Origin of the sequence: Actinokineospora sp. UTMC 2448, from assembly GCF_024760565.1 — a bacterium.
Lineage (GTDB): Bacteria > Actinomycetota > Actinomycetes > Mycobacteriales > Pseudonocardiaceae > Actinokineospora > Actinokineospora fastidiosa.
Map to the genome: position 1 here is coordinate 6,495,831 of NZ_CP031087.1, position 25,584 is coordinate 6,521,414.

Here is a 25,584-nt window from a genome sequence, read left to right on the forward strand (position 1 = left end):
GGAAACTGTACCCCGATCAGGCGACGGTGGCACGTGTCGTGATTACCCGCGGACACCATCTCCGTGATCGTCCAGCTTGTGGACGGCCGTGATTCGCCCGGCTGTTTATTCATGATCCCCTCCCGGGGTTACATGGGGCCATGGATGTCGACGCGATCGTTGCCGAGCACGCGGCCCGGGTCGCCGCGCTCGATCCGCTGCTGCCTGAGCAGGCCGCGCCCAGGGAGTCCGGGCGCATCGCGCACGGCGGCGCGGTGGGCGCGGCGTCGTACCAGGAGTCGCCGGAGGGCACGGCCATGCGCACGTGGTTCCCGGCGCGCAGGCACCGGCTGGACGTGCGGGTGGCGGGCCAGGACCCGGTGGACGACCTCGGCCGGGTCCTGGACCGGTGGCTGGCGGGCCTGGCCCCGGTGACGCCGGGCGACCTGGACTGCGCCGCCGAGGTGGAACTGCCCAGCCGTGACACCGCGGCCCTGCCCGCGCTCATCCGCCGCGGCTTCGTGCCGGTCTCGGTGACCGCCGTGCGGCGGGCGGGCCGACCGGCCGCCGTCCCGGGCCCCGGGGTGCGGGCGTGCACGCCCGACGACCTGGCCGCGATGGTGGCCTTGAACATGGAGGTCGTCGAGTACGACGCGCAGTTCGGGAAGATCACCCCGCGCGCCGACACCAGGGAGGCGCTGACCAACAGCCTGCGGCACGGGCTGAGCGCGCCGACGACGCTGTCGTGGCTGGCCGAGCGGGACGGCGCGGCGGTGGGCCTGGCGACCGTCCAGCTCCCGCCGAGCGCTGAGTGGGTGCAGGGCTGCACGTCGGTGTCGCCGGTGGGGTACCTGGAGACGATGTCGGTCACCGAGGGCGTGCGCGGCTCCGGGGTCGGCGGCGCCCTGGTCGGGCACGCCCTCGCGGCCCTGGACGCGGCGGCGCCGGTGTCGGTGCTGCACCACGCGCTGCCGAACCCGCGCTCGACGCCGTTCTGGTACCGGCACGGCTACCGTCCGCTGTGGACGATGTGGTCGCGGCGACCCGCTATCGCCTGACGGCGACCTCGGCGCCGAGGAACCGCCCGAGGTCGGCGGCCTCGTCCCGGTAGACCGCCCGGTCGCCCGGGGCGTCGACCTCGATCACGTGCTCGTTCAGCAGCTTCCACGTGCCGACGACCTCGCCGTCGACCAGGACGACGGGCATGACCATGCCGCCTCGCGTGATCAGCTCGGCGAGCCGCTGGGGGACGATCAGCTCGCGGTCGGCGTGGCCGAGCAGGTAGTCGTCGAAGTGGCTGAGCAGGCGGACCGACGGGCCGGGATCGCGCGGCTCCGGCGCGGTGGCCCGGGCGAACCCGGCGCGGGCCTTGGTCAGCGGCAGGCCGGACCACGCGGCGAGGTCCTCGGCCGTGGCGTGCGCGTGGCCGTCGAGGTAGCGCTGGGCGAGGCGGGCGAGCGCGGTGTCCTCGTCGACGGGGTCGGGTTGGAACCGGACGTAGGTGGGCTCGCGGTCGGCGCGGTCGGGGCCGCGCACGATCGCGCCGGTCATGGCCGCGTAGGCGATCAGGTGGATCGGGGCCTGGGTCTTGGGGTCGAGGTCGATGCCCGCTGCGCTCAGGACCTCGACGATCCGCGCGCGGGTCACCGGCGTGGCTGCGGCCTCGGCGATGACCTCGACGCCGCGGGCGCAGAGGTCGTCGGTGAGGCCGAGGGCCTTCCGCCTGCCCCGGCCCGCGTGGGCGAAGCGGGGGCCGAGCAGGCCCACGACCCAGGCGACGTCCTCGCGGGCGAGGACGTGCAGGGTCCCGCGCATGGCCCAGGTGCGCACGAGGTCGCCGTCCGCGTGCGCCTTGTCGACGTCGTGCCTCGTCAGGCCGTCGGTGCGGGCGCGGATGGCGAGGCGGGCGGCGCGGACGTCCTGCGACTGCAGGGCGAGGACCCGACGGACCGCCGCGACCGCGTCGGCGGGCCGGTCCCCGGCCAGGCCCTGCGCGGCCGTGCGGTGCCTGCGCCGCTCAGCGGGCGAACAGCCGGGACTCATCGGCGAAGGCCTTGAACTCCAGCGCGTTGCCCGCCGGGTCGCGCAGGAACATCGTCCACTGCTCCCCCGGCTGCCCCTCGAACCGGACGTAGGGCTCGATGACGAACGCGGTCCCCGCCGCCCGCAGCCGGGCCGCCAGCTCGTGGAAGGCGGGGACGTCGAGCACCAGGCCGAAGTGCGGGACGGGCACGCCGTGGCCGTCGACGGGGTTGCTCGCCTCGTCCGCGCGGGGCGCGAGGTGGGTGACGAGCTGGTGTCCGCGCAGGTCCCAGTCGATCCAGCTGTCGCTCTCGCGGCCCTGCGGGCAGCCGAGCAGCCCGCCGTAGAACGCGCGCGCCGCGGCCAGGTCGTCGACGGGGATGGCGAGGTGGAAGGCGGGACGCATGCCGCCGACAGTAACGGCTGGGCAACGGCGGCCGGGGGCGGCAACCTTTTCCCGGGCCGCTCGGTCTAGGGGGTGAGCGGAGGGGAGGTGGGGACGGCGTGCGCGCTGAGCCGGAGTTCGACGAGTTCGTGCGGGAGCGCTATCCCCAGCTCCTGCGCTACGCCGTCATGCTCACCGGCAGGCAGTGGGACGCCGAGGAGGTCGTCCAGGAGGCCCTGCTGCGCTGCCTGAAGCGGTGGCGGCGGGTGCCAGCGGAGAACGCCGTCGCCTACGTCCGCAAAGCGATCTACCACGAGTTCCTGCGCGCGGCCAAGAAGGCCACCCCGGTGGCGCCGGAGGAGATCGCCGAGCAGCTCGACCTGACCGACGTCGCCGGGTCGGTCGCCAGCCGCGACCACGTGCTGCTGGTGCTGCAGAAGCTGCCGCCGCGCCAGCGCGCCGCGGTGGTCGCCCGGTTCGTGCTGGACCTCTCCGAGGCCCAGGCCGCCGTCGAGCTGGGCTGCACCGTCGGCACGGTCAAGTCGCTGACCAGCCGGGGCGTGGCGCGGATGAAGGAGCTGTGGGCGGCGGACGAGGCCGTCGTCGGGGGTTGGCCGGGCGTCGACCGGGAGTCGGGGAGGAGGGGGACATGACCGTTGACGAGCAGGACCCCGCCGTGGTGCGACTGCGCCGGGAGTCGGGTTCGGTGGTGGTCGCCCCGCCCAGGGTGGACACGGTGCTGCGGCGGGTGCACGAGCGCCGCCGCGAGCAGCGGCAACACCGCATTCAAGCGTTTGCGGCCCTGAGCGTCGTGCTGATTGCGGTGGCCGGTGCGTTGCTGGTCAACCGGGACTGGGGCCAGGACGTGGTGACCCCGCTGGCGGCCGCGCCGATCGCCGAGTGGCCGCTGCGCGGCTCCCTCGCGGGCGACCGCGACCTGCTCGCCAGGGCGGAGGAGACCTGGCGGCAGAACCCGCACCGGCCGTCGGGGGCGGTGCGGGCGGTGTTCGCCGGGTCTCCGCCGTACTCGGGGACCGCGAACTTCGCGGTGGTGGCGATGGTGTCCGCCGAGGGGTCGGTCGCCTTCGTCACCACCCCAGCGGGCCGACAGATCGATATGTCGACACTGCTGCTGCGGGCGGTGGCGCCCGTGGAGGCGGGCGCGCCCGCGATCGGGTTCATCGCCGCCCGGCCGGACCCGCGCGACGAGGTGGCGGGCATCGCGTTCGGGCTGGCCGCGCCCACCCTGTCGGCGCCCAACCTGGTGTCATCGGCGCTGGACTACTCCCTCGGCGACGGCAACCACCACGTCGACGGCGCGTTCTGGGCGCAGGTGGCGCAGCCGGTCGCCGCCTGGAACAGCCGCCTCGACCTGGGCGCGCTCGGCGCGGTGGACCCGGCGGCGGGGACCGCCGACCCGGTGTCGCGGGTCGGGCTGCGCCGGACCGACCAGGGGCTGGTCGCCGACGGCGCGAGCGAGGGCGACCTCATCGCGACCCGCGACGGCGCGCTGGGCGTGGTCGGCCCGTCAGGCGTGCTGGACACCGGTCTGAGCGCGCTGGGCGAGTGGGGAACCGCGGTCGTCCCCTACAACAACGTCGTCGGCACGCTGACCGACGACGGCGAGTTCCGTCCCGACGGGATCGTCTACCCGGACAACCGGGTCGTGCTCGTGCGGGAGGACGTCACCGTCACGCTCGGCACCGTGGCGCCCGACGGCGCGGCATGGCGGCTGGTCCGCGCGGCCGACCCGGCAGCGGCGCCCGCCGCGGGATGGCGGGTGGGCCTGCCGTGACCCACCCGTCGACATCCCTACTGCGAGGCCCAGCCGTCGCCCCAGACCCCGTTGCTGCCGCCCCAGTCCTTGGTGAGCCGGAAGTAGTGCTCGTGGTACGGGTAGAGGCCGGTCCAGCAGTACCCGTAGTAGTTGCCGTTGACCGAGTAGCGCACGGTCGGGCCGACCTTGGTGTCGGTGCCGTAGGCGTTCCACATCTCGACGCGGATCTCCCGGCCGTACCAGGTCGGGTCCGAGCTGCCGGTCCCGCGCAGGTTCACGCAGGCGCGTCCGCTGTAGGACGGCCAGAACGTCCGCGAGGACAGGCTGTACGCGAAGCTGAAACCGAAGTTGAAGGGCAGGTACACCCCTTGCACGGTCATCTCGTCCGCGGCGACGACCTCCCCCTCGCGGAGCTCGTATGTCGGCGCTCCCGGGATTGGGCCACCGTCCACCCGAGGCGCGATCGGGGGCTCCTTCCCCGGCCGGTTCGGCGGATCGGCATGGGCGGCCGGAGCCACTGACATGACCGCGATAAGGCTGCACAGAATGGGCAGTAAGCGCCGCTTGACTCTCATGGCCATCGACTCCCGCAAGATCATTCCCGGACGTTGGGGAAATTTAACCAGCTCCCTCGATTTCAACGCCCGTCTTTCGGGTGACGACGCCGCCACCTGCTCTTTTCGTCTCCCGACGAACCTGCCGAACGGCCCAATGGTCAGCGCCGAAAAGAGCAGTCGAATCATGCTCGGATACGGTGAATAAGAATCCCGATTTCACTGTTGCTTAGCCAGAATTCCCCCGCCACCGCCCTCACGCGCGCGGGGGTCCGAGGGGCCCGGGCGCCGCTTGCAGGGAGCGCGCCCGGGTCCCGCCTACCGGGACGGGGAAGTCCCCGGACCACCGGGTCCGGGGACTTCCCCTGTCGCACGGGTCAGGCCGATCGGTATTCGTCGTGCCTGCGGAACCACAGCCCGGTCTCATTGCGGCCGAGCGGGGCCCGGTCGAGCCACTGGTACATGCCCCACAGGCCGTCGATGCCGCGCTCGTAGGCGGAGTAGGTGTGGTAGACCACGCCGTCCTCCAGGGCGAACGCGCTCACGCCTGGACCCTCGCGCCGGTAGGTCTCCCAGTCGGTGCCGACGGTCGCGGCGATCTCCAGGTCCAACCCGCGGAAGTCCCGCTTGCGGAAGTTGTACTCGACCTCACCCGTCCGCCACTCCTCCTCGGTGTGCGCGGCGTGGAAGTCGTAGTTGAAGTCGCTGGCGAAGGACGAGGCCCACGGGAACGACCAGCCCATGCGCTTCTTGTACTCCCGCAGCCGAGGCAGCGGCGCCCGCGACACCGCGCACAGCGTGACGTCGTGGTTGGCCAGGTGGACGACCGACCCGTCGAACCCGTCGGCCACCGCCGAACACGACGGACAGCCCGCGGCGTACTCGGGGGCGAACATGAAGTGGTAGACCAACAGCTGCGAGCGCCCCTGGAAGAGATCGGCCAGGGACGCCTCCCCCTCGTCGGTGTCGAAGCGGTAGTCCTTCTCGACCCTGACCCAGGGCAACTCCTGCCTGCGCCGCGCCAACTCGTCGCTGCGCCTGGTCAACTCCTTCTCCTCCGCCAGCAGCTCCAGCCGGGCGGCCAGCCATTCCGCACGTGTTCCGGTCCTGCGCATCTCTTCTCCCCATCGGTTTGTCCCAGCCGGCCCCGGCGACGCCCTTGACGGCCACCAACCACCGGTCCCACTCGACGGCGAGCGCCGCGCTCCACGCCCGTCACCCCTGACACTGAGGGCTCCGTGCACCGCACCTCACGTCCGGAGAACGCCTTGGCCCGCACCTCGATGCAACCGATGGTTGCACATAGCCTCGTGGAGCGCAACCATCGGTTGCGCGTCGTGGTGCGGTGCCCCTAGGCGCCTTCCTGCCGCTCCAGCCACTGCAGAATCGCTTGATTCGTCTCTTCCGGCTTTTCCTGCTGGATCCAATGTCCGCAGTCCAGATTGACCACTTCCACATTGGGCACGAACTTCGTCAGGTTCTCCGCCCTGGCGATCACGTCCCGGTCGCCATAGATCATGAGGGCGGGCTGCCGGATTATCGGGTCCACGTCCGCCAGCAAGTGCCAGTTGCGGTCAACGTTCCGGTACCAGTTGATACTGCTCGTGAACCCCGACGCTTCGAAAGCGGAGACGAAGACGGCCAGTTCGCTGTCGCTCATTATGGGCTCGCCGAGGGGCTTTTCCGCTCTGGCGAGATTAATCAGCGCCACCCCTGGCTGGGGCTCTACCGGGGGCTCGTTCTTCCGGTACAGGTTGCGGAGGAACTGGAAGGTGTTAGCTTCGAACACCGCGTCGGCGACGCCCGGCTGTCGATTGAAGTGGACGAAGTAGAAGTCCTCACCGAGGACATCTTCGATGAACTCGACCCAGGGCTTCTCCCCGCGCTCAAGGTAGGGAACGCTCAGGTTGATCACCTTGTTCACCCGGTCCGGATGCAGCAAGGTCAACCCCCACACGACGTTCGCACCCCAATCATGACCGACGAAGGTGGCATCCTCGTACCCGTAGTGATCGAGAAGCGCGACCAGATCACCCGACAGGTGTTCGATACCGTACTCTGTCACCTCCGTCGGACGAGACGAATTCCCGTACCCCCGCTGATTCGGAACAATGACGTGGTAGCCCGCCGCAGCAAGGACAGGCATCTGGTGACGCCAAGAAAAGGCGTGCTCGGGCCAGCCGTGACAGAGCACGATAGGCGCTCCAGAATTCTGACGGCCTGCTTCGAAGACTTCGAGTTCCACCCCGTTGACCGGAATGCGGGTAGGCTCGGGAAAATCCGCAGGATCAAACATCACATCTTCTCTCATCGAGTTACCGACCCTGGCACGACCCAGTCGGCTGCTAGCACCGTAGGGCTCACTGCGGACAAGATCAGTCCTCGTTAGACGCCACATAGGCGGACGCGCCAGCCTCAGGCGACGACGGCCAGCGCGGGCGATCCTCGGGTCATGGCTGCCTCAACACAGCGATGAGGGCAGCCGTCTCCCACTTCGGCCTGCGGCTCACCACTGGCCCTCGTCCACCGGAAACAGGTGCGGCCTCGAGTGCTTCGCACCCAAGGCCGCGTCCATAGCCCGGCCCCAACTGGCGAGCCGATCTTCTCTCGATTGTCTCCGCAGGTCAGACCTGCTGGTGACGGGTAGAGGATTCGAACCTCTGTGGCTTTCGCGACGGATTCACAGGCGGCTGACCTGCGACGATGCAGCCTTCTACCTGGGCACAGATCACCCGAACGAGGTAGCGGCGACCGGTAGAGAGGCACTGTGGGCAGGAGTTCGCACCCAAACTCGCACCCATATTGGTCCTCTGCAGAGGTACCCCTACGTCACCATGCCTGGTGCGGCGACGGGTAGCCCCGCCGCAACAGCCGAGTCGAGAAGCCGCTTGTCGTACGTGACAAACGCCGAAAGCGGCGTCGCCGTCTCCGAGACGACGACCTGAGCTGTCGCGAGATGGATCGCATCGAGCGTGCGCAGAGTCGCTTCCGGGTACGCGGCCGCAGTGGCCCGAATGACGTCGGTGATCTGCACGCGGTACAGCCGAGCCAGCACGGCCGGAATGCCCGGCAACGCCGCAGGAGCGCTGCGACGAAGCGCCCTGACTGTCTCGACCTCCACCAAGACCGAAGACACCAGCTGCGCACCCGAACGACCTGGGGCGTTGAGCCACGCGACGAGATCGGAGCTGTGGTCCTCGTTGTGCACGAGCTTGATGACCGCACACGAGTCGAGGTAGATCACCAACGCTCCTCGTCACGATCGGCCGCCAACTGCTCCGACACGTTCACACGTCGGTCGCCCTGCGACGGAGGCAGGGGGACGGGGCCGCGGACCGACGGCGCGATCGCCTCCCCGGACACAGCCATCGACTGAAGCGTGGTCACCACAGTCGCCCTTCCCGCCGTGCCATCCGGGGCGACCAGAGCGGCCTCGGCACGACGAGACACGACATCCTTGGCCTTGAGCGCCACCCCTGCGACCCTGACGGACTTGATCAGCCCTTCCGGCACCGACACGTGCCCGACCGCCAAGCGCCCACGGGACCTGAGCCGGCGATGAACACCAGAAGCGCCGTGACTTCTCCTGCTCGCAGGCGGCGTAGTCATGAGCCGAGTGTAGCCGGAGCAGCCCGGCAACTCACGAACATAGAACGCCTCAGACCTGGGCAGACTCACCAGGCAGGCCCCGTGAACGCCAACCGTCGAGACACGTTCCGCCAGCGGCAGTGCCGCAACCAGTAGGAACCCAACTCAGGCACGAGTACCAACACCGAAGCTCGTCATCCCTTGCCCACGCGCTCCATCGACCCACAACGAAAGCGACCCCCAGGGAAGTCCCTGAGGGTCGCACCCAAAGATCACCCAACGCGCGCGTCTTCGATCTTGGTTTCATTATTTGCACTGGTCAGGCCAGCTTGTGGCGGGTAGAGGATTCGAACCTCTGTAGCTTTCGCGACGGATTTACAGTCCGCTCCCATTGGCCGCTCGGGCAACCCGCCGGGGTCCGGTGCGTGCCGGACGGGGGAAACCATACCCAATCGGTCTGGGCGGGTTCCAGCGGGGGACCCCTGGGGGCGGCGGTAGCATCGGCCACCCACTCGGTTTCAGGCGTGGAGGTGCGAGGCACGTGGCGGACCCGTCGTTCGACGTGGTGAGCAAGGTGGATCGGCAGGAGGTCGACAACGCGTTGAACCAGGCGGCCAAGGAGTTGGCGACGCGGTTCGACTTCCGGAACACCGGGGCGGAGGTGGCCTGGGCCGGGGAGGAGGCCATCTCGTTCCAGGCCGAGACCGAGGAGCGGTGCAAGGCGGCGATCGAGGTCTTCAAGGAGAAGCTGATCAAGCGCGGCATCTCGCAGAAGGCGTTCGACATCGGCGACCCGGCGCTGTCCGGCAAGGTGCACAAGGTCACCGGCACGCTGGTGCAGGGCATCTCCAGCGAGAAGGCCAAGGAGATCGCCAAGAAGATCCGCGACGAGGGCCCCAAGGGCGTCCAGGCCCAGATCCAGGGCGACCAGCTGCGCGTCTCGGGCAAGAAGAAGGACCACCTGCAGGACGTCATCGCCCTGCTGAAGGCAGCGGACTTCGGGATCGCGCTGCAATTCACCAACTACCGGTAACACCGCACGCTGAGAGCGGATAACCCAGTCGGCGCGGGCGCATGGTGACCTCCTAGGAGAGGAGGACACCATGCGTGACACCGTGGCGCGGGCGGGCCACCTTGGTCTGGCCGAGATCGACCGGCGGTTGGCGTGTGCCAACCAGGCCATCGACCTGGCGCTGGCGATGCGCGACCGGGCCCGGTTCCACCGGGCCTGCGACGTGCGGGCCGACTTGCTCACACTTCGGGCCGAACGGGAGCGGCTGGAGGCGGCGGGGGAGCCAGAATCGATCTGGTGACCTTACGAGGGGAGTTGGGATGAAGGGCATCGTCCTCGCCGGGGGCAGCGGCACCCGATTGCACCCGATCACGCAGGCGGTGTCCAAGCAGCTCCTGCCCGTCTACGACAAGCCGATGGTCTACTACCCGCTCTCGGTGCTGATGCTGGCGGGCATCCGGGACGTGCTGATCATCTCCACGCCCGTCGACCTGCCGAACTTCAAGCGGCTGCTGGGCGACGGCGCGCGGCTGGGGATGCGCTTCTCCTACGCCGTGCAGCCCGAGCCGAACGGGCTGGCCGAGGCGTTCATCATCGGGGCGGACTTCATCGGCGACGACGACGTCGCGCTGGTGCTGGGGGACAACATCTTCTCCGGCCACCGCTTCACCGAGCAGCTGCAGGAGTGCGTGGCGACCCTCGACGGCGCCACGCTGTTCGGCTACCGCGTCAAGGACCCCGAGCGCTACGGCGTGGGCGAGGTCGACGCCGAGGGCAGGCTGGTCTCCATCGAGGAGAAGCCCGCCGCGCCCCGGTCGAACCGGGCCATCACCGGGCTCTACTTCTACGACAACCAGGTCGTGAAGATCGCCAGGGGGCTGACCCCGTCGGCGCGGGGCGAGCTGGAGATCACCGACGTCAACCTGGAGTACCTGCGGCAGGGCCGGGCCAAGCTGGTCGACCTCGGCCGCGGGTTCGCCTGGCTGGACACCGGCACGCACGACTCGCTGCTGGAGGCCGGGCAGTTCGTGCAGACCCTGGAGCACCGGACCGGCGTGCGGGTGGCCTGCATCGAGGAGATCGCCCTCGAACAGGGCTTCATCACCCCGGACGAGTGCCTGGCCCTGGGCCGGGAGCTGGCCAAGTCCGGCTACGGCGAGTACGTCATGAGCGTGGCGCGGGCCGCGGGCGCAACCGGCTGACCCGCTCGTCGATCGGCGGGTGCGTGGCGAAGCGCCGGGCCAGCGCCGAGTCGGCGGGGAACGGGTTCACGACCATCAGGTGGGCCTGGGCGACCAGCGCGGGAGCGGGCGCCAGCGGCGCGGCGCGGGTGCCCGCGTCCAGCTTGCGCAGGGCGGCCACGAGGGCGTCGGCGTCGCCGGTCAGCCTCACGGCGTCGGCGTCGGCGCGGAACTCGCGGGAGCGGCTGATGGCCAGCCGGACGACGAGCGCGGCGACCGGGCCCAGCACGGCGACGGCGAGCGCGCCCCACAGCCCGTCGTCGTCATCGTCGCCGCCGACGAGGGCGGCCGCGCCCCCGACCACGGCGATGATGCCCGCGAGCGCCCCGGCGACGCTGGCGACCAGCGTGTCGCGGCGGTGCACGTGCGCCACCTCGTGGGCCAGGACGGCGCGGAGCTCGCGGTCGTCGAGCAGGTCCAGCAGCCCGGTCGTGCAGCACACGGCGGCGCTGCGGGGGCCGCGGCCGACGGCGAAGGCGTTCGGCGCGGCGGTGGCGCTGACGTAGAGCCGGGGCATGGGCTTGCGGGAAGTCGTCGCCAGCTCGCGGACGATCGCGTAGAGCCGGGGGTGCTCGGCCTGCGACACCGGCCGCGCCCGCATGGCGCGCAGGGCTATCCGGTCGGCCGCGCCGAGCGCGTAGGCGACGAGGAGGGCCGCGGCGGCGAGCGCGAGCCAGACGGCGTCGAACAGCGCGCCGACGAGGAGGAGCAGCGCGCTGATCCCGCTGAGCAGCAAGGCGGTCCGCATGCGATTCCTCCTCCCGGTCCGGTGTACCAACGGATCGCGGCGGCGCCTAGTTCCCGCTCTCGCCGCGCCGCCAGTAGGTGGTGGGGCGCACACGGGCGCGCGGATAGCCGCGGTCGTCGAGCAGATGCGAGCGCACGGCGAGCATCGCCGCGCGCTCGCCCGCCATCCAGACCTCCGGCAGGCCGGGGGGCAGGTCGGCGGCGCGGATGGCGTCCACGAGCACGGTGCTCTCCCCCGCCGGGACGCCGTCGCGGTGCAGCCAGGTGACGCCGTCGACGGGCTGTTCCTCGGCCGCGTCGGCGACCTCGACGAAGGCGCGCACGGGCTTGTCCACCTCGCGCAGGATGGCGGCGATGGCGGGCAGGGCGGTCTCGTCGCCTGCGAGCAGGTACCAGTCGGCGTCCGGGTCGGGCCGGTAGGCGGGCGAGGGGCCGACGAAGATCATCTCGTCGCCCGGCCGGACGCGCGCGGCCCACGCCGACGCCGGGCCGCTGTCGCCGTGCAGGACGAAGTCGAAGTCGACCTCGTCGCCGTCGTGCCTGGCCAGGGTGTATGTCCTGGTCAGCGGGCGGACCTGGGACCAGCGGGCGCGGGCGTCGGCGAGCGTGTCGGGCAGCTCGGCGCCCTCGGGGTAGAGGTAGAGCATGACGTTCTGGTCGGTCCGGACGTCGTCGAGCGCCTTGAGCGACTCGTGTTTGACGGTGACCCTGGCCATCTTCGGTGTGACGCGGGTCACGGCCGCGACGGGGACCCGCCAGAGGCGGGGCTCGGGCCTGCGGGAACGCCTGCGGGGGTGGTCTGTGCTCATCGGTTCTCATGGTCGCGCGCGGCTTGCGGGCTGGCCAGACCCGGGTACTGTTCGTTCGTACGAACAAGGGAGTGGACATGGCCGGTCTCGCCGAATCCGCGCAACTGCTCTCCGACGGCGTGACGACGTCGTCCGACCTGGTCGGCAAGGCCCTGAAGGCCGCGATGGACAGCGACCTGAACGCCTTCCGGCTGCTGCGCGCGTCCGAGGCGCTGGTCGAGGCGAAGGCCGCGGACGAGCGCCTGGCGGCCGGTGAGCGGCTGCCGCTGCTCGGCGTGCCGATCGCCATCAAGGACGACGTCGACCTGGCGGGCGCGCCCACGGCGTTCGGCTGCGCTGGCGACTTCCCGGTCGCGGAGGCCGACTGCGAGCTGGTGCGGCGGGTGAAGGCCGCGGGCGCGGTGATCATCGGCAAGACGAACACCCCGGAGTTCGGCCAGTGGCCGGTGACCGAGGGCAGCTTCGGCGCGACCCGCAACCCGTGGAACCCCGACTACAGCCCCGGCGGGTCGTCGGGCGGCTCGGCCGCCGCGGTCGCGGCGGGGATCGTCCCGGCGGCGGTGGGCTCCGACGGCGCGGGCTCCATCCGGATCCCGGCCGCGTGGACGAACCTGGTGGGCATCAAGCCGACCCGGGGGCTGGTGCCGACCGCGCCGGACCCGGAGCTGTTCCACGGCCTGACGACGTCCGGCCCGCTGGCGCGGACGGTGGCCGACGCCGCGCTGCTGCTGGACGTGCTGACCGGCGGCGACTACTCGGCGGCGGTGACGGCGCCTGTGCGGCCGTTGCGCATCGCGCTGTCCATGCGGCCCGCGTTCACGGCGTTCCGCGTGCGCGTGGACCCGGACGTGCGGGCGGCGGTGTACGCGGTGGCGCGGACGCTGATGTCGCTGGGGCACTCGGTGTCGGTCGCGGACCCGGCGTACGGGCTGATCGGGCTCAGCTTCCTGCCGCGGTCCTTCGGCGGCATCCACGACTGGACGCGGCGGGTGCCGGACGCGGCGCTGCTGGACGCGCGCACCCGGCACAACGGCCGCGTCGGCAGGCTCCTGGGCCACGGACTGGGCGCGTCCCGGGCCACGCTGGGGTTCTTCGCGCGCCGGATCGGGGCGGTCTTCACCGAGTTCGACGTCGTGCTGACCCCGACGACGGCGACGCCGCCGCTGCCCGTCGGCAGCATCGACGGCCTGCCCGGCTGGCGCACCGACCGGCGGGTGGTGACGGCGTGCCCGTTCGCGTGGCCGTGGAACGTGCTGGGCTGGCCGGGGGTGAACGTGCCCGCCGGGTTCACGCCGTCGGGCCTGCCGGTGGGGGCGCAGCTGCTCGGGCCCGCCAACAGCGAGCCGCTGCTGATCTCGCTGGCCGCGCAGCTGGAGGCGGCGTCGGACTGGGCGGCGACACGTCCGCCCATACGATGACCGGTATGGGCGACACCCGCACCGAGATCCTCCGCGCGACGCTCCGGGTCATCGGCGCGGAGGGCGTCGCCGGGGTGACCAACCGCCGCATCGCCCGCGAGGCGGGGGTGTCGCTGGGGTCGATCACCTACCACTTCGACACGCAGACGTCGCTGCTGCGGGAGACGATGCTGCTGTTCGTCGCCGAGGAGACCGCGCGGCTGGCCTCGGTCGCCGAGGCGCACCGGTCGGTGATCTCGGTGGACGACGCCGCGGCGCTGGTGGAGCGGATCGTCGAGAGCACGGCGTTCGGCAGCGAGGAGATCGCGCCCCTGGAGCTCTACATCCACGCGGGCCGCGACGCGTCGCTGCGCGAGGCCGCCGCGACCTGCTTCGCCGCCTACGACGCCCTGGCGACCGCGGTGCTCTCCGCGCTCGGCGTGCCGGACCCGGCCCGAATGGCCGGTCCCGTGGTGGCGCTGATCGCGGGTCTCCAGCTGCGCCGCCTGGCCACGGGGACATCCGGCCCGACGACGGTCGCGGACGCGCTGCGCCTGCTCGTGGCCGCCTAGCGCCTGCGGTTGAGCGTCGGCCAGGTGGCCAGGGGCGGGACCACCCCGGTGGACAGCTCGACGATCGTCTCCTGGGTGGCGCAGGCGTCGCAGATCGCGATGCAGCCGTCGCTGGTGGCCATGGACGCGCTCGCCCACTCCCCCTGCGGGCCGCGGCCGCACCGGGGGCAGAAGCAGGCGGCGACGAGGTTCTCGATGTCCCTGGCGAACTTCTCCACGAGCCCGATGCTCAACCGCCCGTACCCGATGAGCGCGGTCGCCACACAGTCCCTATGCACAGCCCCGATTCTGGCCGCGCACCCCGTCCCACCAGCGCAGACGCCCGGCGGAGCGGGTCGAGTCCAGCCGATGGGGTGACCGGGGGTTGATGGAAAGCGGCTCCCAGGGCGATCACCGGGAGCCGCTTTCCCGTCCGGGGTCGATCAGCCGCGCAGTTCCATCGTGCAGCACTTGGGGCCGCCGCCGGACTTGCGCAGTTCCGAGATGTCCACGGGGAGGACGGTGTAGCCGTTGGCCTGGAGCTCGGTGATCAGGTGGGTGGACTCCTGGGCGATGACCACGTTGCGGCCGTCGGAGACGGCGTTGAGGCCCAGGCAGGCGGCGTCGGCCTCGGTGGCGCGGATGGCGTCGGGGAAGAGGCGGGCGAGGACGCGCTGGGTGCCTGCGGAGAACGCCTCCGGGTAGTACGCGATGTGGGCGGGTCGGGTGGCGGTGGCCTCGGAGAGGACGACCAGGGCGACGTCGAGGTGGTAGTAGCGGGGGTCGACCAGCTGCAGCGACACCACGGGGACGCCGAGGACCTCCTGGGCCTCGGCGTGCGCGGCCGGGTCGGTGCGGTAGCCGGTGCCCGCCAGCAGGAGCGAGCCGGTCCAGGCGAAGTCGCCCTCGGCCTCGTTGATCCGCGACGGCATGGTCACGTCGCGGTAGCCCGCCTCCAGGAACCAGCGGCGGTAGTGGTCGGCCTCGGCGGAGCGCTGGGCGGCGCGGAAGCGGGCGCCGAGCACGCGGCCGTCGATGACGGTGCCGGAGTTGGCGCTGAAGACCATGTCGGGCAGGCCGGGCACGGGCTCGATCGTCTCGACGGTGTGGCCGAGGGACTCGTACGCCGACTTGAGCGCTGTCCACTGCGCGATGGCCAGATCGGTGTCCACCGGCTTGCTGGGGTCCATCCACGGGTTGATCACGTACTCGACGGTGAAGTGCCGCGGTTCGCACATGAGGTAGCGCCGGGTGGTGGGCACGCGCTCGGCCACCGAGAGGACGACCTGGGGGGACGCAGTGGTCATGGATCGAAATGTATGGGCGAGGTATACCCGCGAACAACGTCGCTGCGTTGCGGATAGAGCTACATAATGTTGCGTATGGATGCCATTGATCAGCGGATCGTTGCGCAGCTCGTGAAGGACGCGCGGTCCAGCTACGCCGAGATCGGCAAGGCGGTCTCGCTCTCCGCGCCCGCCGTGAAGCGGCGGGTGGACCGGTTGCTGGAGGCCGGGGTGCTGAAGGGGTTCACCGCGGTGGTCAACCCGGAGGCGCTGGGCTGGGGCACCGAGGCGTTCGTCGAGGTGTTCTGCGACAGCAACGTCTCCCCCGACCGCATCCGCCAGCGGCTGGAGCCGCTGCCCGAGGTCGTCGCCGCCTACACCGTCTCCGGCGCGGCCGACGCGATAGTGCACCTGCGCGCGGCGAACATCCACCACCTCGAGGACGCGCTGGAGCGGCTGCGCGCGGTGGACATGGTGTCCAGGACCATCTCCACCGTGGTGCTTTCCACACTCCTCGAACGCCCGCCCGCGCCGGAACCTCAGTAGGTTCACCGGACATGGCGGAATCACCGGGAAAGACCGTACGGATGGAGCGCCGCGACGGCGTGGCCGTCATCACCCTGGACGACCCCGACCGGCGCAACGCGCTGACGCTGGCGATGTCCGCCGAGCTGGCGGACCTGGTCGACGGATGCGCCGAGGACCCGGCTGTCAACGCAATCGTGGTCACCGGCGCGCCGCCCGCCTTCTGCGCGGGCGCCGACCTGACCGTGCTCGGCGAGTCCAGGGAAGAGGGGCTCAAGCGCATCTACGCGGGCTTCCTGGCCGTCGCCCGGTCGCCGCTGCCGACCATCGCCGCGGTCAACGGGGCCGCCGTGGGGGCCGGGCTGAACCTGGCGCTGGCCGCCGACGTGCGCATCGCCGGGCCGATGGCCCGCTTCGACGCCCGCTTCCTGCAGCTGGGCATCCACCCCGGCGGCGGCATGACCTGGATGCTGCAGCGCCTGGTCGGACCGCAGGCCGCGACGGCGATGACGCTGCTCAGGCACATCCCCGACGCCGAGGAGGCCAAGCGGATCGGCCTGGCGCACGAGGTCGCCGACGACCCGGTGGCCGCCGCGGTCGGCGCGGCGGAGGCGGCGGCCGCTGCGCCCCGCGATCTCGTGCTGTCCACCAAGCGGACGCTGCGCGCCACCGCGGCGATGTCCGCGCACGACGACGCGATCGCCGCGGAGCTGATCGCGCAGGTGGCGTCCATGGACACCCCCGAATTCGCCCGACTCCTGGCAGCCATGAAGGAGCGGATCACCAAGCGGGGCTGAGACAATCCACACATGGGACCGTCCGGCATCCGAGATACTGTAACCCGGGGTTACAGTAAAATCAGGTACATATCAGGTGGGACCGGGATAGTGGGCGGCGCTGGCCACGCTTGACCGGCCGTCCAGCGGGCAGGACTACCCTCGGGCGCGCGGCGGGAGGCCAGGAGCGTCGGGCAGGAGAGGAATCGATGAGCACGAGTCTCGACGAAGGGGCGGCCGGGTCGACGCCCAGGCCGACCCGGGTGACCAAGCTGGACCGGGTGGTGATCCGCTTCGCGGGCGACTCCGGCGACGGCATGCAGCTGACCGGCGACCGGTTCACCTCCGAGGCCGCGGCCTTCGGCAACGACCTGTCCACGATGCCCAACTTCCCGGCCGAGATCCGCGCCCCGCAGGGCACGATCCCGGGCGTCTCCAGCTTCCAGGTGCACTTCGCCGACTACGACATCCTCACCCCGGGCGACCGGCCGGACGTGCTGGTGGCGATGAACCCGGCCGCGCTCAAGGCCAACATCGCCGACCTGCCCGCGGGCGGCATCCTCATCGTCAACACCGACGAGTTCGTCAAGCGCAACCTCTCCAAGGTCGGCTACGAGGTCAGCCCGCTGGAAGACGAGTCGCTGTCGCAGTACCAGGTGTACGAGGTGGCGATGGCCACCCTGACCCAGGGCGCGCTCGCCGAGACCGGCCTGGGCAAGAAGGACGCCGAGCGCTGCAAGAACATGTTCGCCCTCGGCCTGCTCTCCTGGATGTACCACCGGCCCACCGAGGGCACCGAGCGGTTCCTGCGCGAGAAGTTCGCCCGCAAGCCCGAGATCGCCGAGGCCAACGTGCTGGCCTTCCGCGCGGGCTGGAACTACGGCGAGACCACCGAGGCGTTCGCCGTCACCTACGAGGTCGCCCCCGCGAAGCTGAACCCGGGCACCTACCGGCAGATCACGGGCAACACCGCGCTCGCCTACGGCGTCGTCGCCGCGGCCGAGCAGTCGCGGCTGCCGGTGTTCCTGGGCACCTACCCGATCACCCCGGCCTCGGACATCCTGCACGAGCTGAGCAAGCTCAAGCACTACAACATCACCACCTTCCAGGCCGAGGACGAGATCGCGGGCATCGGCGCGGCGCTGGGCGCCTCCTACGGCGGCGCGCTCGGCGTGACGAGCACCTCCGGCCCGGGCGTGGCGCTGAAGTCGGAGACGATCGGCCTCGCGGTGATGACCGAGCTGCCGCTGGTGATCATCGACGTGCAGCGCGGCGGCCCGTCGACGGGCCTGCCGACCAAGACCGAGCAGGCCGACCTGCTGCAGGCACTCTACGGCCGCAACGGCGAGTCGCCGGTCGCGGTGCTCGCGCCGCAGTCCCCCGCCGACTGCTTCGCCATGGCGCTGGAGGCCGCGCGGATCGCGCTGACCTACCGCACCCCGGTGTTCCTGCTCTCCGACGGCGCGATCGCCAACGGCTCCGAGCCGTGGCTGATCCCCGACGTGGAGGACCTGCCGGACCTGTCGGTGGAGTTCGCCACCGAGCCCAACGGCGCCGACGGCGCGTTCCTGCCGTACCTGCGCGACCCCGAGACCCTGGCCCGCGCGTGGGCCGTCCCGGGCACCGCGGGCCTGCAGCACCGCATCGGCGGCCTGGAGAAGGCCGACGGCACCGGCAACATCTCCTACGACCCGGACAACCACGACCGCATGGTCCGGCTGCGCCAGGCCAAGATCGACGGCATCACCGTCCCCGACCTGACCGTCGACGACCCGTCCGGCAAGGCCAAGACGCTGGTGCTGGGCTGGGGCTCGTCCTACGGGCCCATCGGCGCGGCCTGCAGGCGGGTGCGCAAGCTCGGGCACGACGTCGCCCAGGCCCACCTGCGCTACCTGAACCCGTTCCCGCGCAACCTGGGCGAGGTCCTCTCCCGCTACGACAAGGTCGTGGTGCCGGAGATGAACCTCGGCCAGCTGGCGCTGCTGCTGCGGGCGAAATACCTGGTGGACGCCATCAGTTACACCAAGGTGGCAGGGCTGCCGTTCAAGGCGGAGGAACTGCAGGGCGTGCTGCTGGACATCGCGAAAGGGGCCGATGCCGCGTGACCACGATCGACCTGGGTCTGCCCGGTCTTGCGGGCGTGCCCGCAGCCGACGAACCGCAGAAGGCCAAGGACTACAAGTCCGACCAGGAAGTGCGCTGGTGCCCCGGCTGCGGTGACTACGTCGTGCTCAACGCCGTGCAGTCGTTCCTCCCGTCGCTCGGGCTCAAGCGGGAGAACATCGTCTTCGTCTCCGGCATCGGCTGCTCGTCGCGGTTCCCGTACTACATGAACACCTACGGGATCCACTCCATCCACGGGCGCGCCCCGGCCATCGCCACCGGCCTGGCCACCGCGCGGCCGGACCTGTCGGTGTGGGTCGTGACCGGCGACGGCGACGCGCTCTCCATCGGCGGCAACCACCTGATCCACACGCTGCGCCGCAACGTGAACCTGAAGATCCTGCTGTTCAACAACCGGATCTACGGGCTCACCAAGGGCCAGTACTCGCCGACGTCGGAGACCGGCAAGGTCACCAAGTCGACCCCGATGGGCTCGCTGGACTACCCGTTCAACCCGGTGTCGCTGGCGCTCGGCGCGGAGGCCACCTTCGTCGGCCGCGCGCTCGACTCCGACCGCAAGGGCCTCACCGAGGTGCTGCGGCAGGCCGCCGAGCACCGGGGGTCGGCGCTGGTGGAGATCTACCAGAACTGCCCGATCTTCAACGACGGCGCGTTCGACGTGCTCAAGGAGCCCGGCCAGGCCGAGCAGCGGCTCATCCCGCTGGAGCACGGCAAGCCGATCCGCTTCGGCGCCGAGGGCGAGTACGGCGTCGTCCGCTCCGGCTTCGGCGCGCTGGAGGTCGCCAAGGTCGAGGAGGTCGGCGAGGACGCGCTCGTCGTGCACGACGCGCACGCCACCGACCCGTCCTACGCCTTCGCCCTGTCGCGGCTGTCCACCCAGGACCTCAGCCACACCGTCACCGGCGTCTTCCGCTCGGTGCGGCGCGAGACCTACGACGACCTGGCCCGCGCGCAGGTCGCCGAGGCCCGCGAGGCCAAGCCGACCGACCTGCAGTCCCTGCTGCGCGGCAAGGACACCTGGACCGTCGTCGGCTGACCACGGGAAACGTCCGGCCCCCGTCCTCGTGGAGGATGGGGGCCGGTTCCGTTCTCGGGGGTGGCCTGGCGGCTCAGGCGTCCCAGCGGCTCAGGCCCGCGCGTTCGGCGTCGGCGGGGTTGCGGAACCACAGCTGGGCCCGGACGCGGGGGTAGTGCGGGGACTCGGTGGTGTGGAAGCGGTCCGCCACGCCCTTGACGGTGTACTCGTCGGAGGGGGCGCCGCCGTCGGGGAGCGGGAAGGCGGAGCCGGGGTGCGGGCCGGGGGCGATCTCGACGGCGGCCCAGCGCTCGTCGTAGGCGTCGTGGTCGATCAGGACGTCGTCGTTCAGCAGGTCGTCGAGGGTGCCGGTGAGCCTGCCCTCGGTGGTCGCCCTGGGGATGCGGCCGGTCGGCGGGTCGTCGACGGTGCGCGCGTCGGCCGCGGAGCCGCGCCGCCGGTACAGCCAGACGGCGACGCCGCCGAGCAGGAACGACAGCAGACACAGCACGAGGGGTCGACGCACCACATTCCTCCTAGCCCGGTCCTCGTTCTATCACTCTGGAACGATCACCGCGAGCCGAGGGAACGCGCCGGACCGGTCAAGCCAGCGGGCGGAACCCGACGCGCTCGGCGTCGGCCACCGTGCGGAACCAGACCTCGGCGACCGTGCGGTCGAATTTCGGCGATTCCGGGGAGCAGTACCGCAGCGCCGTGACGCTCGCCTTGACCCGGTACTCGCTCGACGGGGAGTTGCCGCCGGGCAGCGGCATCGCCGAGCCGGGGCCGAACGGGCCCGGCGGGACGAACGTGTCCACGCCGCCGGGCAGCACCTGCGACGCCCGGCCGCGGCGCGCCCGGCTCGGCGGCGGCACCGGCGCCTTGGCCGCCCCGCTCTCGTCGGCCGGACGGACCGGCTCGAACAGCGAGCGGACGCGGTCGGGCTCCGACTCGGCGGCGGGCTCCCGGGTGGCGGTGGCCGCGGACGTCGGGGCGGGCTTGGGCTCCGGGGTGGAGGTGCGCACGCCGAACGGGAACCGGTCGCCGGGCTTCTTGGGCACGCGCTTGGGCAGCGCGCCCGCCTGCGGCGCCGCGGGCTGGGCGGCGGGCTCGGGCTCCATCTGGTGCCTGCCCGCCCTCGGGCCCGCCTCGGCGTCCGGCCGCACGACGGGGGCGAACATGGTGGGCTCCGGCTCGGCGTCCACGCGCGCGGCGGGGCTGTGCCGGGTCGCCTCCGGGCTGTGCGCGGCAGCGCCGTCGGGGCGGGCGGCGGGGCTGTAGACGGTGGCCTCGGAGCCTGCACGGCCCTGCCCGGCCGCCTCCCGCTCGGCGGCGGTGGCCTGCTCGGCCCCGGCGCGCGCCTGCCCGAACGGGTCACGGTCGGCGGCAAGGCTGTGGGACGCCTGCTCGGAACCCGAACGCGCTTGACCGAACGGGTCGCGCTCCGCAGCGGCGCTGTGGGACGACTGGTCGGAACCCGAACGCGCCTGACCGAACCGGTCACGCTCGGCGGCGGCGCTGTGGGGCGACTGGTCGGAGCCGGGGCGCGCCTGGCCGAACGGGTCGTGGTCGGTGTCGGGGCGGGCGGCGGGGCTGTACTGGGTCTGCTCGGACTCGGCGCCCGGGCGGGCCGGGGGGCTGAACGGCTCGCTGTCGGGGCGGGCGGCCGGGCTGTACTGGGTCTGTTCCGACTCGGCGCCGGGGCGGGCGGGGAACTGCTCGCGGTCGGTGTCCGGGCGGACGGGAGGGCTGTAGATCGTCTGCTCGGTCGCGCCCTCGGGGAAGCCTGCCCGCTCGGGCTCGGTGGCCGGGGTGAACATCGGCGGGCGCTGGGCGAACGTCGTCGACTCGCCTGCCGGGGTCCGCTTCGGGAGGGCGTCGGCGTCGCCGGGGGTGCGCTTGGGAAGCGCGTCGGCATCGCCCGGGGTGCGCTTGGGCAGGGCGTCTGCCTCGGCGGCGGCGCGCTTGGGCAGGGCGTCTGCCTCGGCAGCGGCGCGCTTCGGGAGGGCGTCGTGGGTGCTGCGCGTGGGGTGGACGTCGGCGCCGCGCTTGGGGAGGGGGTCGGCCGTGGTCCGCTTCGGGAGCGCGTCGCCGGGAGTGCGCTTGGGGAACGCCTCGGTCTCGGGTGCTCGGTGCTCTGTGTCCGCGGCGCGGTGCTGGGCTTCGGTGTCCTCGGCTCGGTGCCGGGAGTCCCGGGAAGCGCGGTGGTCGTCGGGGTCGTCCTCGCCGCCCACGGAGGGGAAATAGCGGGTCGAGGGGTCGGCCCACTCCTGCTCGTCCTCGGGGGTGAGCGCGCCGCGGTGGGGGTCGATGTCGTCGTCGAGATCGTCGACCAGGGAGGAGTCCTGGTCCAGGTCGCGGATCAGGCTGCCGGAGATCGGGGTGGTGTGCTGGGTGAAGATCGTGCCCGTGCCGGGCTCAGGGAGGTCGTCGACGAGGTGCTCGTCGTCGGGGCTGTCCGCGTCGAGGCGGGAGACGTCGAAGCGCTCGGCGACCGGGATCCACTCCGGCTCGACCTCGGCGGGCGCCTCGACCGGCGGGTGCGGGGCGACCGGCGGGGTGTCGATCAGCTGGGTCGACTCGACGGCGGCGACGGCGGGCGGCTCGTCCGGCTCGTCGGCGGCCTCGGCGGGGGCGAGCAGATCGGGCTCGTCGCGGTCGAGGTCGTCGTGCCGCTCGGCCGGGGAGTCCTCGCCCCGGTCGAAACCGGGCAGCAGCGCGGGCGCGGCGGTCTTGGTGGCCGGGTAGTCGTCCGGGTCGAACTCGTCGTAGGGCCGCTCGGCCTGGTAAGCGGTGGACACCGGCTCGGAACGGCGGCTGCGCGCGTCGGCGAGGCTGTCCTCCAGCTCGATGACGCGCCGTCGGGCGGGTCGGGCCACCAGCGCCCAGCACAGGAGCGCGCCGACCAGGAAACCGGCGAGGCTCCACAGCCACACCTGCCCGAAGAACGGCATCGTGCCACTTCTCCTTCCCGGTCGAGCCGCGCGCCCGCCCGCTCAGCGACTAGGAGAGGCTACTGCGCCGCCTTTCCCGGCGTGCGCGAGCCACGCATTTCGGCGAACGGATTCCGATACCGCGCCGAGATAGCGTCGTTATAGCGCTCAGTGCGTTCGTGCGACCACGTAGCGTGTCAATAGGTGCAGCGCTTCCCGGGCCGGGGAGTCCGGCAGCGTCGCCAGTTCGGCGTCGGCGCGCGCGGTGTAGTCGTCGAGGGTCTGCCGGGCGCGGACCAGGCCGGGTGAGACGCGCAGCAGCCCCAGCGCCTCCTCGACGGCGGCGTCGTCGGTGATCGGGCCCGCGAGCAGCTTCGCCAGCCTCGGGTCGGGGTCCTCGGCCAGCGCGTACAGCATCGGCAGCGTCCGGACGCCCTCGCGCAGGTCGGTGCCCGGCGTCTTGCCGGACTCGGCGGCGGGCGAGGCGATGTCGATGACGTCGTCGGAGATCTGGAACGCCGCGCCGATGATCTCGCCGACCCGGTGCAGGGTCTCGACCTGCGCGGCGTCCGCGCCGGAGAACATCGCGCCGTAGCGGCCAGCGGTCGCGATCAGCGAGCCGGTCTTCTGCCCGATCACCGACAGGTAGTGCGCGATCGGGTCCTCGTCGCGCGGGCCGACGGTCTCGCGCATCTGCCCGGTCACCAGCTCGCGCATCGTCTCGGCGATGACCCGGGTCGCCAGCGGCCCGAGGTCGGCGACCAGCATCGACGCGTGGGCGAAGAGGAAGTCGCCGGTCAGGATCGCCACCGAGTTGTCCCAGCGCGCGTTGGCGCTGGCGTCCCCGCGGCGCATGGTGGCCTCGTCCATGACGTCGTCGTGGTACAGCGTGGCCAGGTGCACGAGCTCCACGGCCGCGGCCGCGGCGATGACCTCGTCGGTGGTGCCCGCGTTGAACTGCGCGGCCACCAGCGTGAACAGCGGGCGGAACCGCTTGCCACCGGCCCGCACCAGGTGCAGCGCGGCCTCGTCGACGAACTCGACGTCGCTGTGCACGGCGCTGCGCAGCAGGTCCTCGACCCGACGGAGCCCGTCGACGACGGTGGCCGTCAGCTCGGGGTCCGCGTTCTCCAAGCCCAACGACGCGGGCAGGACGTTCTCGGTGGCAGACACAGCCGCGAGCCTACTTGCCCGCCTTGACCCGGTTCAGGCCAACGGGAGTGGCGCGCGTCATGGCCGGACACGAAGAACGGGCGCGGTCGATGTCCGACCGCGCCCGTCCGTCGACCGCAGGAACTACCGGATGGCGAAAGCGCCGCCCGCCGCCCAGTCCAGGGCGAACGCCGGGGCGACGCCCAGCAGCAGGGTGACGATGACGCCGAGGGTGATCGCCGCCGTGGTGAAGGCGCCGGGCACGGTGACCGTCGGGCCGTCCTCCGCCGGGGCGCTGAAGTACATCAGCACGATCACCCGCAGGTAGAAGAACGCCGCCACGGCCGAGGCGACCAGGGCGATGACGACCAGCGGGGCCATCCCGTCGGAGAGCGCGGCCTCGAACACCACGAACTTCCCGACGAAGCCGGAGGTCAGCGGGACGCCCGCCATGGCCAGCAGCAGGAAGGTGAACACGCCCGCCACCAGCGGCGACCGCTTCGCCAGGCCCGCCCACTGCGACAGGTGCGTCGCCTCGCCGTCCGGGCCGCGGACCAGGCTGACGACGCCGAACGCGGCCAGCGTGGTGAAGGCGTAGGTGAGCAGGTAGAACAGCGTGCTCGACAGGCCCTTCTCGGTCAGCGCGATGGCCCCGATGAGCAGGAAGCCCGCGTGCGCCACCGAGGAGTAGGCCAGCATCCGCTTCACGTCGGTCTGGGTCAGGCCCAGCACCGCGCCGACGACCATCGAGATGATCGCGATGCCCCACAGGACGCCGCGCCACTCCCAGCTGGTCGACTCGAAGGCCACCTGCAGGACCCGCAGGATGCCGCCGAACGCCGCGACCTTGGTGCACGCGGCCATGAACGCGGTGACCGGGGTCGGCGCGCCCTGGTAGACGTCCGGGGTCCAGGTGTGGAACGGGCCGACGGACGCCTTGAACAGCAGGCCGACGACCAGCAGGCCGAGCCCGGCGAACAGCAGCGTGTCCGAGCGGTCGGTGCCCGCGGCGGCCGCGCCGATGTCGGCGAGGCGCACCGAGCCGGAGTAGCCGTACAGCAGCGCGATGCCGTAGAGGAAGAACGCCGAGGCGAACGCGCCGAGCAGGAAGTACTTGACCGCCGCCTCCTGGGAGAGCAGGCGGCGGCGCCGGGCGAGGCCGCACATCAGGTACAGCGGCAGCGACAGCACTTCCAGCGCGATGAACATCGTCAGCAGGTCGTTGGCCGCGCAGAAGATCATCATGCCGCCGAGCGCGAACAGCGTCAGCGGGAAGACCTCGGTCTGCATGCCGGTCGACTGGACCTGCGCCCGGTCCTGCACCGTGCCGGGGCGGATGGCGGCGGTCGCCACGAAGGCGCCGCCGGGCTCCACCGAGCGGTCGGCGATCAGCAGGACCGCGCCCACCGACAGGGCCAGCAGCGTGCCCCACAGGAACAGCGCCGGGCCGTCGACGGCGAGCGTGCCGTACATGGCCAGCTCGCCTGCCTCCGGCGCGTCGACGATGTAGCCCGCCAGGGCCGCGCCCGCGCCGACGATGGCCAGCAGGGTCAGCACGACCTGCGTCGACCAGCGCTGATGCTTGGGCAGGAACGCCTCCACCAGCACGCCAGCGCACGCCGCCGCGAGGATGATCAGGATCGGCCAGACCGCGCCGACCGGCGGCGGCTCGATCGCGGTGGTCTCGGGCACCGGCAGCGGCTCCTGGGCC

At 71.8% G+C, this 25,584-nt stretch carries 28 protein-coding genes and 1 tRNA gene; 13 read left to right on the plus strand and 16 right to left on the minus strand.

The features are described 5' to 3' along the window. Positions 1–140 precede the first annotated feature (140 nt). On the plus strand, positions 141–1,037 hold the full coding sequence (locus Actkin_RS29945; RefSeq protein WP_258905080.1) for a GNAT family N-acetyltransferase: 897 nt from the start codon (positions 141–143) through the stop codon (positions 1,035–1,037). On the opposite strand, the gene Actkin_RS29950 is transcribed toward Actkin_RS29945, so the two are convergent. Then, complete coding sequence (locus tag Actkin_RS29950; RefSeq protein WP_258905081.1) at positions 1,027–2,022, minus strand: winged helix DNA-binding domain-containing protein; 996 nt, start codon at positions 2,020–2,022, stop codon at positions 1,027–1,029. The genes Actkin_RS29945 and Actkin_RS29950 overlap by 11 nt on opposite strands. Continuing rightward, complete coding sequence (locus Actkin_RS29955) at positions 1,997–2,407, minus strand: VOC family protein (protein WP_189209453.1); 411 nt, start codon at positions 2,405–2,407, stop codon at positions 1,997–1,999. The genes Actkin_RS29950 and Actkin_RS29955 overlap by 26 nt, the downstream gene beginning before the upstream one ends. Before the next feature lie 98 nt (positions 2,408–2,505). On the opposite strand from Actkin_RS29955, the gene Actkin_RS29960 reads away from it, so the two are divergent. Beyond that, positions 2,506–3,039: a SigE family RNA polymerase sigma factor gene (locus Actkin_RS29960; RefSeq protein WP_189209452.1), complete on the plus strand. Its 534-nt coding sequence runs from the start codon at positions 2,506–2,508 to the stop codon at positions 3,037–3,039. Continuing rightward, the gene (locus Actkin_RS29965; protein WP_258905082.1) at positions 3,036–4,181 is read left to right on the plus strand and encodes a hypothetical protein; all 1,146 of its coding nucleotides are present in this window, start codon (positions 3,036–3,038) and stop codon (positions 4,179–4,181) included. Before Actkin_RS29960 ends, Actkin_RS29965 begins: the two co-directional genes overlap by 4 nt. Before the next feature lie 17 nt (positions 4,182–4,198). On the opposite strand, the gene Actkin_RS29970 is transcribed toward Actkin_RS29965, so the two are convergent. After that, a complete protein-coding gene (locus tag Actkin_RS29970; RefSeq protein WP_189209450.1) occupies positions 4,199–4,615 on the minus strand; it encodes a hypothetical protein in 417 nt (138 codons plus the stop codon). Positions 4,616–4,709: 94 nt separating this feature from the next. On the opposite strand from Actkin_RS29970, the gene Actkin_RS29975 reads away from it, so the two are divergent. Next, positions 4,710–4,925, plus strand: a complete 216-nt coding sequence (locus Actkin_RS29975) for a hypothetical protein (protein WP_258905083.1) — start codon at positions 4,710–4,712, stop codon at positions 4,923–4,925. 169 nt (positions 4,926–5,094) lie between these two features. Here the strand turns inward: Actkin_RS29975 and Actkin_RS29980 are convergent, their stop codons facing one another. From Actkin_RS29980 to Actkin_RS30000, 5 genes are all read right to left on the minus strand, one after another. Next, a complete protein-coding gene (locus Actkin_RS29980) occupies positions 5,095–5,832 on the minus strand; it encodes a DUF899 domain-containing protein (RefSeq protein WP_258905084.1) in 738 nt (245 codons plus the stop codon). 236 nt (positions 5,833–6,068) lie between these two features. After that, positions 6,069–7,013, minus strand: coding sequence for an alpha/beta fold hydrolase (locus Actkin_RS29985; protein ID WP_258905085.1), 945 nt, complete (start codon positions 7,011–7,013; stop codon positions 6,069–6,071). A gap of 528 nt (positions 7,014–7,541) precedes the next feature. Then, complete coding sequence (locus Actkin_RS29990; RefSeq protein WP_258905086.1) at positions 7,542–7,961, minus strand: type II toxin-antitoxin system VapC family toxin; 420 nt, start codon at positions 7,959–7,961, stop codon at positions 7,542–7,544. After that, positions 7,958–8,236, minus strand: coding sequence for a hypothetical protein (locus tag Actkin_RS29995; protein WP_258905087.1), 279 nt, complete (start codon positions 8,234–8,236; stop codon positions 7,958–7,960). Before Actkin_RS29995 ends, Actkin_RS29990 begins: the two co-directional genes overlap by 4 nt. A 401-nt stretch (positions 8,237–8,637) precedes the next feature. Then, positions 8,638–8,718: transfer RNA gene (locus Actkin_RS30000), tRNA-Tyr, on the minus strand. Positions 8,719–8,846: 128 nt separating this feature from the next. On the opposite strand from Actkin_RS30000, the gene Actkin_RS30005 reads away from it, so the two are divergent. The 3 genes from Actkin_RS30005 (at position 8,847) to rfbA (ending at position 10,519) form a co-directional block, all read left to right on the plus strand. Further along, positions 8,847–9,338 carry a YajQ family cyclic di-GMP-binding protein gene (locus Actkin_RS30005; protein WP_189209445.1) on the plus strand — a complete coding sequence of 164 codons (492 nt, stop codon included), beginning with the start codon at positions 8,847–8,849 and terminating at the stop codon, positions 9,336–9,338. Between the two features lie 70 nt (positions 9,339–9,408). After that, entirely contained in the window at positions 9,409–9,618 is a 210-nt protein-coding gene (locus Actkin_RS30010; RefSeq protein ID WP_189209444.1) for a hypothetical protein, read from the plus strand. Positions 9,619–9,637: 19 nt separating this feature from the next. Continuing rightward, entirely contained in the window at positions 9,638–10,519 is an 882-nt protein-coding gene (gene rfbA, locus Actkin_RS30015; protein ID WP_189209443.1) for a glucose-1-phosphate thymidylyltransferase RfbA, read from the plus strand. Here rfbA and Actkin_RS30020 read toward each other — a convergent pair. Together Actkin_RS30020 and Actkin_RS30025 are read right to left on the minus strand one after the other, a co-directional pair. Beyond that, on the minus strand, positions 10,482–11,306 hold the full coding sequence (locus Actkin_RS30020; RefSeq protein WP_258905090.1) for a M48 family metalloprotease: 825 nt from the start codon (positions 11,304–11,306) through the stop codon (positions 10,482–10,484). The two genes, rfbA and Actkin_RS30020, sit on opposite strands and share 38 nt — an antisense overlap. Before the next feature lie 46 nt (positions 11,307–11,352). Then, on the minus strand, positions 11,353–12,114 hold the full coding sequence (locus tag Actkin_RS30025) for a siderophore-interacting protein (protein WP_189209441.1): 762 nt from the start codon (positions 12,112–12,114) through the stop codon (positions 11,353–11,355). A gap of 8 nt (positions 12,115–12,122) precedes the next feature. Here Actkin_RS30025 and Actkin_RS30030 point away from each other — a divergent pair, with 8 nt between their 5' ends. Further along, positions 12,123–13,532, plus strand: coding sequence for an amidase (locus Actkin_RS30030; protein WP_396122902.1), 1,410 nt, complete (start codon positions 12,123–12,125; stop codon positions 13,530–13,532). Between the two features lie 5 nt (positions 13,533–13,537). Further along, positions 13,538–14,083, plus strand: a complete 546-nt coding sequence (locus tag Actkin_RS30035; RefSeq protein WP_229786657.1) for a TetR/AcrR family transcriptional regulator — start codon at positions 13,538–13,540, stop codon at positions 14,081–14,083. Here the strand turns inward: Actkin_RS30035 and Actkin_RS30040 are convergent. Beyond that, on the minus strand, positions 14,080–14,361 hold the full coding sequence (locus tag Actkin_RS30040; protein WP_189209438.1) for a hypothetical protein: 282 nt from the start codon (positions 14,359–14,361) through the stop codon (positions 14,080–14,082). The two genes, Actkin_RS30035 and Actkin_RS30040, sit on opposite strands and share 4 nt — an antisense overlap. Positions 14,362–14,505: 144 nt before the next feature. Then, entirely contained in the window at positions 14,506–15,369 is an 864-nt protein-coding gene (gene ddaH / locus Actkin_RS30045) for a dimethylargininase (RefSeq protein ID WP_396122903.1), read from the minus strand. Positions 15,370–15,444: 75 nt separating this feature from the next. Between ddaH and Actkin_RS30050 the strand changes: the two genes are divergently transcribed. From Actkin_RS30050 to Actkin_RS30065, 4 genes are all read left to right on the plus strand, one after another. Beyond that, positions 15,445–15,894: an Lrp/AsnC family transcriptional regulator gene (locus Actkin_RS30050; RefSeq protein WP_258905091.1), complete on the plus strand. Its 450-nt coding sequence runs from the start codon at positions 15,445–15,447 to the stop codon at positions 15,892–15,894. Between the two features lie 41 nt (positions 15,895–15,935). Beyond that, a complete protein-coding gene (locus tag Actkin_RS30055) occupies positions 15,936–16,670 on the plus strand; it encodes an enoyl-CoA hydratase (RefSeq protein ID WP_229786656.1) in 735 nt (244 codons plus the stop codon). Positions 16,671–16,858: 188 nt separating this feature from the next. Then, positions 16,859–18,754 (plus strand): 2-oxoacid:acceptor oxidoreductase subunit alpha, encoded by a 1,896-nt coding sequence (locus Actkin_RS30060; RefSeq protein WP_258905092.1) that lies wholly within the window; start codon positions 16,859–16,861, stop codon positions 18,752–18,754. Continuing rightward, positions 18,751–19,809: a 2-oxoacid:ferredoxin oxidoreductase subunit beta gene (locus tag Actkin_RS30065; RefSeq protein WP_189209434.1), complete on the plus strand. Its 1,059-nt coding sequence runs from the start codon at positions 18,751–18,753 to the stop codon at positions 19,807–19,809. The genes Actkin_RS30060 and Actkin_RS30065 overlap by 4 nt, the downstream gene beginning before the upstream one ends. A gap of 73 nt (positions 19,810–19,882) precedes the next feature. Here the strand turns inward: Actkin_RS30065 and Actkin_RS30070 are convergent, their stop codons facing one another. The 4 genes from Actkin_RS30070 to nuoN form a co-directional block, all read right to left on the minus strand. Beyond that, positions 19,883–20,314, minus strand: coding sequence for a sunset domain-containing protein (locus tag Actkin_RS30070; RefSeq protein WP_258905093.1), 432 nt, complete (start codon positions 20,312–20,314; stop codon positions 19,883–19,885). A 76-nt stretch (positions 20,315–20,390) separates the two neighbouring features. Further along, positions 20,391–22,742 carry a sunset domain-containing protein gene (locus Actkin_RS30075; RefSeq protein WP_258905094.1) on the minus strand — a complete coding sequence of 784 codons (2,352 nt, stop codon included), beginning with the start codon at positions 22,740–22,742 and terminating at the stop codon, positions 20,391–20,393. Between the two features lie 147 nt (positions 22,743–22,889). Next, positions 22,890–23,894 (minus strand): polyprenyl synthetase family protein, encoded by a 1,005-nt coding sequence (locus Actkin_RS30080; protein WP_189209432.1) that lies wholly within the window; start codon positions 23,892–23,894, stop codon positions 22,890–22,892. Between the two features lie 123 nt (positions 23,895–24,017). Next, a complete protein-coding gene (gene nuoN, locus Actkin_RS30085) occupies positions 24,018–25,547 on the minus strand; it encodes an NADH-quinone oxidoreductase subunit NuoN (RefSeq protein WP_373292356.1) in 1,530 nt (509 codons plus the stop codon). Positions 25,548–25,584: the final 37 nt, after the last annotated feature.